General features: G+C 62.5%; 14 protein-coding genes. 9 read left to right on the forward strand and 5 right to left on the reverse strand.

Annotation, left to right across the window (positions count from 1 at the left end):
• Positions 1–85 precede the first annotated feature (85 nt).
• Positions 86–1,030, reverse strand: a complete 945-nt coding sequence (gene miaA / locus V2I08_RS05490; protein WP_349634188.1) for a tRNA (adenosine(37)-N6)-dimethylallyltransferase MiaA — start codon at positions 1,028–1,030, stop codon at positions 86–88.
• On the opposite strand from miaA, the gene serB reads away from it, so the two are divergent.
• The gene (gene serB / locus V2I08_RS05495) at positions 1,029–1,907 is read left to right on the forward strand and encodes a phosphoserine phosphatase SerB (RefSeq protein WP_349634189.1); all 879 of its coding nucleotides are present in this window, start codon (positions 1,029–1,031) and stop codon (positions 1,905–1,907) included. The genes miaA and serB overlap by 2 nt on opposite strands.
• Positions 1,908–1,985: 78 nt before the next feature.
• On the opposite strand, the gene V2I08_RS05500 is transcribed toward serB, so the two are convergent.
• Positions 1,986–2,729: a glutaredoxin family protein gene (locus V2I08_RS05500; protein WP_349634190.1), complete on the reverse strand. Its 744-nt coding sequence runs from the start codon at positions 2,727–2,729 to the stop codon at positions 1,986–1,988.
• 70 nt (positions 2,730–2,799) lie between these two features.
• Between V2I08_RS05500 and V2I08_RS05505 the strand changes: the two genes are divergently transcribed.
• Positions 2,800–3,183, forward strand: a complete 384-nt coding sequence (locus V2I08_RS05505) for a MerR family transcriptional regulator (RefSeq protein ID WP_349634191.1) — start codon at positions 2,800–2,802, stop codon at positions 3,181–3,183.
• Position 3,184: 1 nt separating this feature from the next.
• Here the strand turns inward: V2I08_RS05505 and ruvX are convergent, their stop codons facing one another.
• Positions 3,185–3,658, reverse strand: a complete 474-nt coding sequence (gene ruvX, locus V2I08_RS05510; protein ID WP_405053623.1) for a Holliday junction resolvase RuvX — start codon at positions 3,656–3,658, stop codon at positions 3,185–3,187.
• Between the two features lie 12 nt (positions 3,659–3,670).
• Positions 3,671–4,789, reverse strand: coding sequence for a DUF3089 domain-containing protein (locus tag V2I08_RS05515; protein WP_349634192.1), 1,119 nt, complete (start codon positions 4,787–4,789; stop codon positions 3,671–3,673).
• 131 nt (positions 4,790–4,920) lie between these two features.
• On the opposite strand from V2I08_RS05515, the gene gatC reads away from it, so the two are divergent.
• The 7 genes from gatC to V2I08_RS05550 all read left to right on the forward strand — a co-directional run bounded on the left by gatC (position 4,921) and on the right by V2I08_RS05550 (position 9,975).
• Positions 4,921–5,208: an Asp-tRNA(Asn)/Glu-tRNA(Gln) amidotransferase subunit GatC gene (gatC, locus tag V2I08_RS05520; protein ID WP_349634193.1), complete on the forward strand. Its 288-nt coding sequence runs from the start codon at positions 4,921–4,923 to the stop codon at positions 5,206–5,208.
• A gap of 100 nt (positions 5,209–5,308) precedes the next feature.
• The gene (gatA, locus tag V2I08_RS05525) at positions 5,309–6,790 is read left to right on the forward strand and encodes an Asp-tRNA(Asn)/Glu-tRNA(Gln) amidotransferase subunit GatA (RefSeq protein WP_349634194.1); all 1,482 of its coding nucleotides are present in this window, start codon (positions 5,309–5,311) and stop codon (positions 6,788–6,790) included.
• A gap of 64 nt (positions 6,791–6,854) precedes the next feature.
• A complete protein-coding gene (locus V2I08_RS05530) occupies positions 6,855–7,133 on the forward strand; it encodes a hypothetical protein (RefSeq protein WP_349634195.1) in 279 nt (92 codons plus the stop codon).
• 64 nt (positions 7,134–7,197) lie between these two features.
• On the forward strand, positions 7,198–7,338 hold the full coding sequence (locus V2I08_RS05535) for an AbrB/MazE/SpoVT family DNA-binding domain-containing protein (RefSeq protein ID WP_349634196.1): 141 nt from the start codon (positions 7,198–7,200) through the stop codon (positions 7,336–7,338).
• A 4-nt stretch (positions 7,339–7,342) separates the two neighbouring features.
• On the forward strand, positions 7,343–8,848 hold the full coding sequence (gatB, locus tag V2I08_RS05540) for an Asp-tRNA(Asn)/Glu-tRNA(Gln) amidotransferase subunit GatB (protein WP_349634197.1): 1,506 nt from the start codon (positions 7,343–7,345) through the stop codon (positions 8,846–8,848).
• A 93-nt stretch (positions 8,849–8,941) separates the two neighbouring features.
• On the forward strand, positions 8,942–9,487 hold the full coding sequence (locus V2I08_RS05545) for a hypothetical protein (RefSeq protein WP_349634198.1): 546 nt from the start codon (positions 8,942–8,944) through the stop codon (positions 9,485–9,487).
• Between the two features lie 23 nt (positions 9,488–9,510).
• Positions 9,511–9,975, forward strand: coding sequence for a DUF2846 domain-containing protein (locus tag V2I08_RS05550; RefSeq protein WP_349634199.1), 465 nt, complete (start codon positions 9,511–9,513; stop codon positions 9,973–9,975).
• Positions 9,976–10,129: 154 nt separating this feature from the next.
• Here V2I08_RS05550 and V2I08_RS05555 read toward each other — a convergent pair whose 3' ends face one another.
• Positions 10,130–13,333: an autotransporter domain-containing protein gene (locus V2I08_RS05555; protein ID WP_349634200.1), complete on the reverse strand. Its 3,204-nt coding sequence runs from the start codon at positions 13,331–13,333 to the stop codon at positions 10,130–10,132.
• Between the last annotated feature and the right edge of the window lie 32 nt (positions 13,334–13,365).

Genomic DNA, 13,365 nt, shown 5'->3' on the forward strand with positions numbered 1-13,365 from the left:
ATGATGCAAGCCCCGTCCTTTGCGACAGCGGACCTGCGATAGCAAGGTGGCAGCCTCTAATGGACATAAAATGACGGGTCAAGCGCTATCTTTGTAATATAATTGCCAATTTAGTGATGACCTTATTATTAATTTCTCGTATTTCACGCGGCCAGTGCGGCGGGGGCTGGTTGGTGAACCAGGTATATTGGCGCTTGGCATATTGGCGGGTGGCGAGCGCGCCGCGTTCGATCATCGTTTCCCGCTCGATCTCACCCATGATCCAGGCGCGAATTTCCGGCACGCCGATCGCGCGCATGACCGGCAGGTCGGGGTGGAGGTGGCGGGCGAGCAGCGCCTCGACCTCTTCGATCGCGCCCGCGTCGATCATCTGCACGAAACGCCGGTCGCACCGCTCGATCAGCCAGTCGCGCGGCGGACGCAGGATCATGGGGGCGAGGGTGATCTGGTCGGCGATGCCGCCGCTCTTATGCTGCTGCCACTGTTTCAACGGCTTGCCCGTGGACCGTACAACCTCCAGCGCGCGAGCGACGCGGGTGGTATCGGCCGGAGCCAGGCGAGCGGCGGCCTCCGGGTCTTCACGGGTCAGCGCGGCATGGGCCTCCGCAACGGGTAAGGCGCGCACCGTTGAACGTATGTCCGGGTCGATATCCGGCACCGGCGCGATGCCGTCGAGCAATGTGCGGATATACAGCCCCGTGCCTCCGACGAGGATAGGCAGGCGGCCTTGTTCTTTTGCGGCGGCGATCTGCGCCTTCGCCTCGGCCGCCCAGCGCGGCGCGGTGCAGGCCTGTGCCCCGTCGATATGGCCGAACAGCCGGTGGGGCACGTCGCCCATCTCGTCCGCGCTTGGCCGTGCGGACAGGATGGTCAGGTCGGCATAGACTTGGCTGGCATCAGCGTTGATGACGATGCCGTCCGTGGCTTTGGCAAGGGCGATGGCCAGCGCGCTCTTGCCGCTGGCGGTCGGCCCGGCAATAAGCGCGACCCGTGGGCGGGATTCGCCCTGCTGTGTGTCAGGAGTGTTCATGTTCGTCGCGACCTTAGTGGCAAGTGGCTCGATCGGGCAGGGGGATATTGCGGCGGCCGCCGATCGGCTGGCGCAGGCCGGGTGCCAGCCCGGTGAGAGCCTGTGGCTCGACCGCGACAAGGCGGCGGACCTGTTCTTCGCCGTTGATCCTGTGGCGGCGCGCGCGGCATTGGCCGATATCGGGCAGGGCATCGACGTGATCGTCCAGCCGGTCGCGGGGCGCGCAAAGACGCTGCTGATCGCCGACATGGATTCGACCATGATCACCGTCGAGTGTATCGACGAACTGGCCGACTATGCCGGGATCAAGCCGCAGATCGCCGAGATCACCGAGCGGGCGATGCGCGGGGAACTGGATTTCGAAGGCGCGCTGCATGGCCGTGTCGCGTTGCTCAAGGGCCTACCTGACAGCGCGATCGACCAGTGTCGGCAAGAGCGGGTGGTCATCATGGGCGGCGCGAAGGCGCTGGTCCGCACGATGAAGGCGCGGGGCGCGCGGACCTTGCTGGTGTCGGGCGGCTTCACCCGCTTTACCGGGCCGGTGGCGGCCGAGATCGGCTTCGACATGCATGTGGCCAATGTGCTGGAGATTGCCGACGGCGCGTTGCTGGGCACCGTCACCCGCCCGATCGTCGATGCGGCGCGCAAGCGGGCGGAGCTGGAAGCGGCCATCGCGGGCGGCATCGACCGGGCGCTGACCCTCGCTGTGGGCGACGGCGCGAACGACATTCCGATGATCGAAGGGGCAGGGTTGGGCGTCGCCTATCATGCCAAGCCGGTGACGCGCGCCGCCGCCGCCGCCGAGATCGTCCATGGCGACCTGTCAGTGCTGCTTTATGCACAGGGGATCGCGTCGGCCGATTGGGTTGTCGACTGAGGTCGGTAAGACCCTGGACCCTGGCATCACCCTGCGCGACCCGTTGGATGGATGCCTGTCAGCATCCGCGCCTTATGTTCAATGGATGCCTGCCACCATCCATAGGGCCATCGCCACCATCATCACATTTTCGGTGAGCGACACGAAGCCGAGCGGGACGTTGCTGCTGCCGCCGACGCAGGCGCATTTGAGCGTGCGCTTTTCGAGATAGACGGCCTTGAACACCGACACCGCCCCGATGCCGCCGATGGCGAGCGCGACGGGGATCGACAGCCAGTCGAGCGTGCGGGTGAGCATCAGCACGCCTGCGCCCAATTCCAGGAACGGGTAGGCGCGGCCATAGGGCGGTAGGCGGCGGGCGAGCAGGTCATAGTTCAGGAACATCGTCGCGAAGCGATCGACATCCTGCAATTTCAGCATGGCGAGCAGCATCATGGCGATGGCGATGAAACGCTCGACCGTGACGAAGGCAATGAGCGGGGCGAAGGTCAGCCAGTTGACCGCCAGCGCCAGCAGCGCGGCCACCGCAAAGACGGCGAGGACGGGTACATAGCTGGTCGCATCGGGATCGCGCACTTTAAGACCGAGAAAGCGGCGGAGGTCGTCATGACCGCCGATCCGTTGGCCATCGATGAAGATTTGCGGTGTCGTCTTGACGTCATGCGTCGCCTTGAACGCATCGGTTTCCGCACGGCTGGTGAGCCAATGGTCCTCCACCACATAGCCGCGTCGCTTGAGCAGCCAGCGCGCCTTGATGCCATAGGGGCAGATGTGGCCAGGCATCACCATGCGGTAGATGGCGGCGGATCGGGCTTGGGTCATGATGGCATATCCTTGGTCAAAGGGGGCATGCCACCCATATAGGGTGCGGACCATGGTACGGAGTCAAGGGATGAGCATGACGATTTCCGCACTCGCGCGCAGCAGCGGGGTCGGGGTGGAGACGGTGCGCTACTATCAGCGGCGCGGCCTGCTCGCCACGCCGGAGCGGGGCGCAGGCATCCGGCGCTACGGCGCGGCGGACGCGCGACGGCTGGGCTTCATTCGCGGCGCGCAGCGGGCGGGGTTCACGCTGGAGCAGATTGGCGAATTGCTGCATCTGGATGCCGGGCAGGACCGGGCGAGGGCGCGGGAATTGGCGTCGGAACGGATCGCCGCGCTGGACGCGAAGATTGCCGAGATGCAGACGGCGCGCGCGGCGCTGGAGCGGCTGGCGCGGCAATGCCATGCGTCGGACGAGGGACCATGCCCGATCATCGCGGCGTTCGAGGGGTGAGCTATTCCAACCCGGCGACCAACCCGTCAATGGCACCCTGAAGGATATAGCTCGCCGCCAGCTTGTCGATCAGCACGTCTCGGCGGGCGCGGCTGGCATCGGCCTCCAGCAAGGTGCGGGTCACGGCCTGGGTCGACCAGCGTTCGTCCCAGAGCAGGACCGGCAGGCCGAAATCCGCCAGATTATGCGCGAAGGCGCGGCTCGACTGGCTGCGTGGGCTGCTGGTGCCGTCGAGGTTGAGGGGCAGACCGATGACGATGCCCTTGACCTGCTGCTCGGTAATGAAGGCCGCCAGCAGCAGCTTGTCCTTGCTGAATTTACTGCGTGTGATGGTGTGGGCGGGACTGGCGATCGACCAGCGCGCGTCGCATAGCGCGAGGCCGATCGTCTTGGTGCCGACATCCATGCCGACCAGACGGCCACCCTGCGGCAAGGCCTCGCGAAAGGCCACGCGATCCGTCGTTACCAATGGCATGATGTCAAAATGTCATTTCTGTAAAAAGGCGGCGAGCCTTTGTTGTGCGTCGGCGCGCACATTGCCCCAGAACAGGCTGTAATCATAGACATGATAATTATTGCCGGGCAGGGTGAACGGCCCCATGTCGACCGGCTCGCCAATCATCAGCACGCCACTGGTGTCGCACCGCGCGGGGACGACGCCGGTCAGCAGCTTCGGCGGTTGCCCTTCCTCGCGTGCATCCAGCGTACCCTTGTTGGCGCTGGCCGGTGCCGCCCCGTTGAACGCGCCGGTGATGGGGTTGGTGCAAAGCATGTGGGTGCCCTTGCGCGGTTTGCCGGTATAGCCGGTCTTGCGTTCGAAACTCTCCACCACCGCCGATGGATCGGCGGGTTCGGCATAGCTTTGCCAACTGACGATGCAGTGCGCCTGGGCGGCATGGGCGCAGGCGGGCAGGCCCAGTGCCGGCAAGTCCGCTTCAACCGATACCGGCCAACCGACCGCATATACCGCCGCGACCCTTTCAGCGATGGGCTTGCCCGCCACTTCTTCCCGCAGCAGTTGCAACAGGTGACGGGAGCCTTGACTATGCCCGGCAAGCATCAGCGGGCCGCTGGGGTTTGCCGCGAGGAAGGCGGCAAAGGCCTGGACGACGTCGCGATAGGCAGCCGCCAGCGCCTTGTCACCAGCAGGTTTGCTGGTCAGGAACGCCCCATAATTGGCCTGTCGATAGCGGGGTGCCCACACGCTTCCGGCTGCATTAAAGGCACTGGCCTGGCTCATCACGAAGCGCCGGGCGGTAGCGTCGGCTTCCTTTTCGTCCAGCGACGCATTCCAATGGGCATCGCCAAAAGTGGTAATATAGCTGGTGGGATGGATGAAGAAGACTGCCGCCTTTTGGGGCAGAGCGGGATTGGTCACACCTGCCGGGGTCCAGAGCGCCGGGTTGTTCTGGATGATGTCGGGACGGGCGACCCACATTTTGGCGTCGGCATAGGCATTGGCGGGGAGCGGGGCGAGATCGGCAAATTCTTCGCGCGGTACCATCACGGCACGGATCAATTGCATGCCCCAGATCGCATAGATGGCGAACGCCGCGATCACCAGAACCACAAGGGTTGCGATGACATAGAGAAATTTGCGGGCCACCCGATGCTCTCCGAATTAAGGGGCGATGCGGCCCCCATTTGCGCGCCCCTGTCTTACGCAAGCTGCGCGCGCGCGCAAGAGGCGCGAAACCCGCTTGAAGCGGAGGGAAGCGGGTGGTAGCGGCATGGCCCATGTCGATAGACCTTCAGACCGTAAAAAAGATCGCCAGCCTCTCGCGCATTTCGGTGACCGACGCCGAAGCCGAGGCGATGGTGCCCGAACTCAACAACATCCTTGGCTGGGTGGAGCAATTGGGCGAGGTGGACGTCAGCGGCGTCGAGCCGATGACCGCCGTCATCCCCAATCGCCAGCGCTTGCGCGACGACGTCGTGACCGACGGCAATGTCCGCGACAAGGTGCTGGCGAACGCGTCCCAGGCCGAACATGGATTTTTTGCGGTGCCGAAGGTTATCGAGTGACCATCACTTTCACCGTTCGGGCTGAGCTTGTCGAAGCCCAGCCCTTTTTTGAAGTGAAGTACGGCCCTTCGACAGGCTCAGGGCGAACGGAAGTTTTTGCATGACTGACCTTACAGACCTTACCGTAGCCGAAATTCGCGACGGGTTCCGCGCAGGCGATTTTTCCGCGCGCGAAGTCGCCGAGGGCTTCAACGCCAATGTTGCGGCTGCCAAGGCGCTCAACGCCTTCATCGTCGAAACCCCGGAAAAGGCGCTGGAAGCCGCCGATGCTGCGGACAAGGCGCTGGCGGCGGGCGATGTGAAGCCGCTTTCGGGCGTGCCGATCGGCATGAAGGATCTCTTCTGCACGCAGGGCGTGCAGACCACGGCGGCCAGCCACATGCTCGAAGGGTTCGTGCCGACTTACGAGTCGACCGTGTCGGCCAAGCTGTGGGATGCGGGCGCGGGCATGCTGGGTAAGCTGAACCTCGACCAGTTCGCCATGGGATCGTCCAACGAGACCAGCTATTATGGCAACGTCATTAGCCCTTGGAAGCGCGACGGCGGCGACAATTCGGCCTTGGCCCCCGGCGGTTCTTCGGGAGGGTCGTCGTCCGCGATTGCGGCGCGGCTTTGCCCGGCGGCGACCGGCACCGATACCGGCGGATCGATCCGCCAGCCTGCCGCCTTTACCGGGATCAGCGGCATCAAGCCGACCTATGGCCGCTGCTCGCGCTGGGGCATCGTCGCCTTCGCCTCGTCGCTCGACCAAGCCGGGCCGATGGCGCGCACGGTGCGCGACAATGCGTTGCTGCTGGAAGTCATGGCCGGGTTCGATCCCAAGGATTCGACCTCGCTCGACCTGCCGGTGCCGCAGTGGGAAGCGGGATTGTCCAGCAATCTCAAGGGCAAGACGGTCGGTATTCCCAAGGAATATCGCCCCGATGGCCTGAACCCGGAAATCGCCGCGCTGTGGGATCAGGGGATTGCTTGGCTCAAGGACGCTGGCGCGAGTGTGGTGGAGGTGTCGCTGCCGCATACCAAATATGCGCTGCCGACCTATTATATCATCGCGCCCGCCGAAGCCTCGTCCAACCTCGCCCGCTATGACGGCGTGCGCTATGGCCAGCGCGACCTGCCCGATGGCGCAGGCTTGCAGGACATGTATGCCGCAACCCGCGCTGCCGGGTTCGGCCCGGAGGTCAAGCGCCGCATCATGATCGGCACCTATGTGCTGTCGGCCGGTTTCTACGACGCTTATTATACACAGGCGCAGAAGGTCCGGGCGCTGATCGCGCGCGATTTTGACCGGGCGTTTGAACAATGCGACCTGCTGCTGACCCCGACCGCGCCAAGCGCCGCCTTCACGCTGGGCGAGAAGCAGGCTGATCCGCTGGCCATGTATCTGAACGATGTCTTCACTGTGCCCGCGTCGCTGGCGGGGCTGCCCGCCATGTCGGTGCCCGGTGGCGTGGACAGTCAGGGCTTGCCGCTGGGCTTACAGATCATCGGCAAGGCGCTGGACGAGCAAACGGTACTGAACGCGGGATTGGCGATTGAAGAACGTGCGGGGTTCGTGGCGCGGCCGGACAAGTGGTGGTGAGATGAAGCTGTCTAGTGTCCAAGACTGGATTGCATGGGCGGGGATCGTAGTTCCTTTGCTGGCAATGGCTTGGGCCGCTGTGCAGTACGTCGCAACTCAGCGCAGAGAGCAAAAATATCGGGAATTTGAAAAGCTGCACAGACTGATGTGTGAGCTTGGAACTAGCGGGAAATCGGTTCTTGGGAATGTCGCTGTTTGTTATGAATTAAGAAAATTTCCAGATTATTCGGAAGTAATTATTCGTGCTCTGCGAGATATTGATGTTCGAGGAGCGCGCGCTGACTTGCTGCAAAATGAGATTGAAGAAACAATCTTGTTTTTGGGCGGGGGGCGTACAAGGTAGTTCACATATCGAAAAATGCCCTTGAGGAAAGGCCATCGCTATGCGTTGTCGCAAATCTACGATCATGGATCAGCAAGGGCATATCTTTATCCCGCTCGATATACGGCGCGCCATGGGATTAAAGGCTGGCGGAGCGGTTGAGTTTTTCATCAACGATTATGGACAGGCTGCTTTTCGCGCCGCCAAACCGAAGCGGAACAAGTAAATTCATGACTGAATCAACCTATCGCATCCAGGGCGCAACCGGCGAGTGGGAGGTCGTGATCGGCCTGGAGGTGCATGCCCAGATCACCACCAATGCCAAGCTGTTTTCCGGTGCCGCGACCGCGTTCGGGGCCGAGCCCAATACGCAGGTGTCGCTGGTCGATGCGGCGATGCCCGGCATGTTGCCCGTGCCCAATCGCGAGTGCATCCGTCAGGCGGTGCGCACCGGCATGGCGATCGAGGCGCAGATCAACAGATGGTCGCGGTTCGACCGGAAAAATTATTTCTATGCCGATCTGCCGCAGGGCTATCAGATCAGCCAGCTCTATCATCCGATCGTGGGTGAAGGGCAGATCGAGATCGTGCTGGACGAGAAGAACCCGGACACCAGCACCAAGGTTATCGGGGTCGAGCGGATCCATGTTGAACAGGATGCGGGCAAGTTGATGCATGATCAGCATCCCACCAGCTCCTATGTCGATCTCAACCGCTCCGGCGTCGCGCTGATGGAGATCGTGTCGAAGCCGGACATGCGATCGCCCGCAGAAGCAGGGGCTTATCTGGCGAAGCTGCGGACGATCCTGCGCTATGTCGGCTCGTGCGACGGCAATATGGACCAGGGGTCGATGCGCGCTGACGTGAACGTGTCGGTCCGCAAGCCCGGCGAAGCATTCGGCACCCGCACTGAAACGAAGAACGTCAATTCCGTCCGCTTCGTCATGGCCGTGGTCGAGCATGAGGCGAACCGTCAGGTCGATGTGCTGGAGGCGGGCGGCAAGATCGTGCAGGAAACCCGGCTCTACGATCCCGACCGGGGCGAAACGCGGTCGATGCGGTCGAAGGAAGATGCGCATGACTATCGCTACTTCCCCGATCCCGACCTGTTGCCGATCGAACTGGACGAGGCGTTTCTGGCCGAATGCCGCGCCTCGCTGCCCGAACTGCCCGATGCCAAGCGCAAGCGCTATGAGCAGGCGCTGGGCCTGTCGGCCTATAATGCCGCGACGCTGACGGCGGACGCCGACACCGCGCGCTGGTTCGAACTGCTGGTGACGCAGAGCGCCGCCGCGCAGAAGAAGAGCGAGAGCGATGTCGCGAAGGCAGCGGCGAACTGGCTGCTGTCGGACCTTTATGGTGCGCTCAACCGCCTTGGCAAAAGCCTGGAGGAAAGCCCGGTAAGTCCCTCACAGGCCGCCGAATTGCTGGCGCTGGTCGCCGACGGCACGCTGTCGGGATCGCTCGCCAAGCAGGTGTTCGAGATCATGCTGGAAACCGGCGATGCACCAGCCAAGATCGTGGAAGATCGCGGCATGAAGCAGACGTCGGACACCGGCGCGATCGAAGCGGCGGTGGCCAAGGTTCTCGCGGACAATGGCGACAAGGTCGCGCAATATAAGGGCGGCAAGGAAGCGCTGTTCGGCTTCTTCGTCGGCCAGACGATGAAGGCAATGCAGGGCAAGGCCAACCCGCAGGTGGTCAACGAACTGGTGAAGAAGGGGTTGGCGGGCTGATCGCTCGCTTCCCTCTATACGACTGTAAAGACGCGCGATAAGCATCTGTTTACGCCATAGCGAATCGGGGGATTGGCGGCGTGAACAGGGGGGATGATGCGGCGCACGGGGCGATTATTCGCTGCGGCTTTCGGGCTGGCTATTTCGATACCAGCCTATGCCGGGACCGACCCGATCGTTGCGACGCTCGCACCAACGGCGACAGCGGTGCCAGCCGGCACCTATGTCGATTTCGAGATACTTGACCCGCTCAATTCCAAATTGTCCAAGTCGGGCGACCGCTTCCGCATCCGCACGACCGTGCCGGTGGCTTTCAATGGGGCCGTCGTCGTGCCTGATGGTGCGCTGGGGGAGGGGGAGGTCATCCACGCCGCCCGCGCTCGCGCGGCGGGTAAGGCTGGCGAGTTGATATTGGCGGCGCGTTTCGTCGAGTATCAAGGACAGAAGATCGCGCTGCGCAGCTTCCGTTTTGCTCAATCCGGTGAAAGCCGCACAAATGAGGCTGTTTTGGTCGGCCTGGTTGCGGTGCCGGTCGTGCTTTTCATGGTAGGCAGCGAGGTGGTCGTGCCTGCAGGTACGCGAGGGCAGGCCAAATTGGTGGCCGACATTCCATTCGTTCTGCCAGACGGCGAACATTGAAATTCACAATGGGGGGTAATGTTATGAAGAGTCACATGTTTCTGGCATTGGTAATGGTCGGCTGCGGCACGTCTGCGATCGCGCAGGATGCGGCGGTTGACCCAGCCGTTCCGTCCGATCCGACGGCGGCGGCAGCGCCGGTATCCGACATGCCCGAAGGGAAGGGGAAGATCATCTTCTTCCGCAAGGGCGGCCTGGTGGGGGCGGCTATTTCCTGCGCGGTGCATGAAAAGGGGGAGCGTCTGACCAGCTTGCCGCCGGGTAAATTCGCCGTCGTCTATGCCGACCCCGGCATCCACGAATATTCGGTCAAGAGCGAGGCGACCGATACGCTGCGGCTGGAGATCGAGCCGGGCGAAACCTATTATTCCAAATGCAGTATTTCGATGGGAATCATGGCGGGGCGCCCCAACCTGTCGCCGGCCGACAAGGCCGGGTTCGACGCGCTCAGCGCCAAGTTGAAGCCGGTCGAGGTAAAGGCAGAATAATTTCCGCCCGTTCACAAGAATAAGGGGCGCCACCGGGTCTAGCGGTGACGCCCCTCTTTTGTGCCCGGTGCCCTTGGGGAGGGATATTGCCGGGGCGGAAAGGACGGACCGGGAGGGTCTGTGGGGTGTGGCCCGTCCTTTCATAGTCAGGACGTCACAGGACGAAGTTTACCGTCGCTCTAAACGATATGGCGACATGATTTTGTTGTTCTTCTGCGCCGAATTCGCCGCCCACGCGGAATGTTTCGGTGCCGCCATAAAGGCGGGCGCGGCCGGTCCAGCCATTGGTGCGGTCTTCCGCGCTCAGGGTGAAGCGGTCGCCATCCTTGAAATAGGCCACTGTATCGCCGAGCGATCCACCGATGATCTGGCGACGGCCGCCCTCCAGTTCCAGCCGCAGCCAGCCATCTTCCGGCTTGAGGCTGCCAAAGTCGTATCCCGCCGTGACCGTGCCGTTGGCCGTGGTTTCATCGCTGGTGCGACCAAGCACGGTGAGGTTGAAGGCATCGCCGCCGCCGGTCTCGCTATAGCCCTTTTCCGTCAAGCGATAATAGTCGATGCCAAGCGCTGGACGCAGGCTGAATCGGCCCATCTGCATCTGATAGGACGCGCCCGCAGTCGCCGAATAGAGTTTGCCGTTCCAGTCACCATCGGCGGTGCGGGTCACGTCGCCATTGGCGAAGTGACGGGTGCCGGTGAAGCCGATATGCGCGGCAGACAGCCGTGCAAAGGCCAACAAAGGCCCCCATTGCCCCCGCCAGTGGGCGGCCAGTTCATATTGGTCGGAATCGACTGCATTGTCCGCTCCGCCACCGGAATCGCTGCCGTGAATATAGGCAATCGAGCCGCCAAATGCGCCAAGATCGGTCAGATACTCCACGCCGCCGCCAGCGCCCCAGCCGTTAATGTCATAGGAGGCTGTGTTGCCTATGCTTTTGCTGCTACCGAAAGCCACCTGTTGCAGCCAGAAGCCAAGACGGCCGTCCTGCGTTCGATAGATGCCGTTGGGATCGGACAAGATGCGGGCGGTGGCACGCGAACCTGATGTGACCGCTTCGAACGTGCCCCCCGCATGATCGGGCAGCATCTGGCGCAAATTGGCGTTCAGCGTGTCGCCGTCGGTGATGGCAAGATAGGCGTCGGCAATGGCGGCATCATTGTCGAGCGCGTTGAAGATGGCGGAATAGGCTCGCGCCAACGACCCGGAAAGGCCAAGGTCCGTCACGCTCTTGGCCGCGACCGACAGCGTAACAGTGCCTGCCGTGCTGTCACCTGCAACGCTGCCCTTGAACATATATGGCAGCAGGGCCGCAGTGCCGAGCGTCGGCGCTCCGCTGAGTGTGCCGGCACGCAAGATGACATAGTCGCCCTCGGCGTTTCCGACTTGATTAAGCTGAACCTTGACCTGTGATCCGCTCGCAAAATTGGCCGCGCCAGCGACGTCATAAACGGTGTTGGTGCCTGTATTCCCGTCAATCGTAACCCCGATGGTCGATGTGCCGCTGGCTGACAGCGAACCGAGCGCGATGCTGCCTGTATTGCTGCTATTGAGCGTGCCGCCGTTGAGCGTCACCGCCATATTGCCGCTATTGCTGATCGCGCCATTCAGAGACGATGTCCCGTTCAAAGTCAGCGAACCAGCGCCCCCACCAAAATCCACATTTCCGATCAGACGGGCAGTGTCCGCCAGGGTCAGATCCACAGCCCCCGTTCCAAAGGCAACATTCCCGGTCAGGCTGGAACTGCCCGAAAGCGTGAGGGCATCGTTACCGGCCCCAAGGCTGACATTGCCCGTGATGCTGCCCGCCGATATGGTCATGACGTCATTGCCTGATCCCAGCCGAATGTCGCCCACAATCTGGGGCGTGCTGGCGGTGGCGGAGGCAAGCGCCTGGGTTACGGTGACTCCGCTGTCGTTGGCGCTGAGATCAATCGCGGTGTTGGTAAGGCCGCCGAGCGCGCTGATCCGGCCGGTGTTCGACAGGCTGGATAGCGTGCCCGATGAATCGATGATGGCGACCGCCGCTCCCTTCTCATCGTCAAGCGCAGAGGCAGCGACCGTGCCACTGATCTTGATCGACCCGACCGTCGCGCCGCTATCTATCACCAGGCCGCGCGCGCTGGTATTTTCCTTCGATGACCCCGTGGCGCCGATGGTGCCGCTGATGTCCACTATGTCCGCTTTGGCACCGGACCCAAGGCGCAGCGCCGTGGCGTCGCTGTCGTAGGAGATGGCGGCAACCGTGCCCTTGACGAGCATACCCTTGGCGATATCGACATCGCCACCAAGTCCCCCGATGACCAGGCCGTTGGCGGCAACCCCGTCATAAATGCCATAGCCCCCGATGCCGCCATTGACGATCAAGCCATAACCCGATGCGTTGGCGACCACCGCACCTATGTCCGTGTCGCTGTCCGCCGCCCCGATTTGCACCGCTGCGGCCGAGCCATAGGTAATGACTGAAGCGGAGCCTTCGGTGCTGTCGGTCAGACCGTCATCGTCAATGTCGGTATCCTTATCGTCCAGCGTGGGCGGCACATCAAATATGATGCCGCCGGTCACATTGCCCGCGATGACGACGGCCGATCCGCCTTGCAGCAGGTCGTCGGCATCCAATTTGGTGACGTCGGACGGCCGGGTTGTCGTGCGATAGCCGGTGCTGACGATGCTGCCCTGAATCTTGAGCGCGCCATTAATGTCGCCGAGCAGTGCCGCGCCGATGCCGTTCGCGCCGACCGCTGTCGTGGAGCCGCGCAGGGTGACGTTGCCGATGACGTCGTTCACTAGCACGCCATGGCCGTTGTCGCCGGTGACGCTGATCGTGCCGCTGGTGGAAAGGTTGCCGGTCAGTGCGCCGTCGAGGCGGATGCCTGAAGACTGATTGCCTTCGATGGTGATGGAACCACTATGGGTGAGGTCGCCAATATGCGGCGCACCTGTCTGGAGCCAGATGCCTTTCTTGTTTGTGCCCTTGGCGAAAGGCCCGTCAATGTCGCCGTCACTATCGCTATCGGTGGCGGTATAATCTTCGGTCAGGTTGATCGTGCCGCTGTTGGTGATCGCGCCGGTGGTGCCGGGCGTGATCAATATGCCAGTGACATCATTGGCATCGTTGATCGTGATCGTCCCCGCATTCGAAACCTTGTTGTTGCTGTCGATGGTGACCGCGGTGCCGCTGGTCAGGGTGATAGATCCGGCCGAACTGATGGTGATATCGTCGGGTGCCCCATTTGCAACGGTCGAGGTCTTGACGGCCGCCGTGGTGGCTGTGCCGATGGTGGTTTCCGCCATCGCCTGCGCCGCTGTGATAGCCACCAGAACGGATGCTATGGCCGTGCAGGCCAGTAGATGTCGCATATAGTCTCCTCTGCGTATCGCGCTTCATGTTC

The sequence above is a fragment of the Sphingobium sp. MK2 genome (assembly GCF_040170545.1).
GTDB lineage: Bacteria > Pseudomonadota > Alphaproteobacteria > Sphingomonadales > Sphingomonadaceae > Sphingobium.

What these genes read in the sequence shown, in the direction of transcription:
- V2I08_RS05555 (WP_349634200.1), bottom strand. Translation starts at nt 13,333, where the DNA reads ATGCGACATCTACTGGCCTGCACGGCCATAGCATCCGTTCTGGTGGCT.
- V2I08_RS05535 (WP_349634196.1), top strand. Translation starts at nt 7,198, where the DNA reads ATGGATCAGCAAGGGCATATCTTTATCCCGCTCGATATACGGCGCGCC.
- miaA (WP_349634188.1), bottom strand. Translation starts at nt 1,030, where the DNA reads ATGAACACTCCTGACACACAGCAGGGCGAATCCCGCCCACGGGTCGCG.
- V2I08_RS05505 (WP_349634191.1), top strand. Translation starts at nt 2,800, where the DNA reads ATGAGCATGACGATTTCCGCACTCGCGCGCAGCAGCGGGGTCGGGGTG.
- V2I08_RS05530 (WP_349634195.1), top strand. Translation starts at nt 6,855, where the DNA reads ATGGCTTGGGCCGCTGTGCAGTACGTCGCAACTCAGCGCAGAGAGCAA.
- gatA (WP_349634194.1), top strand. Translation starts at nt 5,309, where the DNA reads ATGACTGACCTTACAGACCTTACCGTAGCCGAAATTCGCGACGGGTTC.
- serB (WP_349634189.1), top strand. Translation starts at nt 1,029, where the DNA reads ATGTTCGTCGCGACCTTAGTGGCAAGTGGCTCGATCGGGCAGGGGGAT.
- V2I08_RS05545 (WP_349634198.1), top strand. Translation starts at nt 8,942, where the DNA reads ATGATGCGGCGCACGGGGCGATTATTCGCTGCGGCTTTCGGGCTGGCT.
- ruvX (WP_405053623.1), bottom strand. Translation starts at nt 3,658, where the DNA reads ATGCCATTGGTAACGACGGATCGCGTGGCCTTTCGCGAGGCCTTGCCG.
- gatC (WP_349634193.1), top strand. Translation starts at nt 4,921, where the DNA reads ATGTCGATAGACCTTCAGACCGTAAAAAAGATCGCCAGCCTCTCGCGC.
- gatB (WP_349634197.1), top strand. Translation starts at nt 7,343, where the DNA reads ATGACTGAATCAACCTATCGCATCCAGGGCGCAACCGGCGAGTGGGAG.
- V2I08_RS05500 (WP_349634190.1), bottom strand. Translation starts at nt 2,729, where the DNA reads ATGACCCAAGCCCGATCCGCCGCCATCTACCGCATGGTGATGCCTGGC.
- V2I08_RS05550 (WP_349634199.1), top strand. Translation starts at nt 9,511, where the DNA reads ATGAAGAGTCACATGTTTCTGGCATTGGTAATGGTCGGCTGCGGCACG.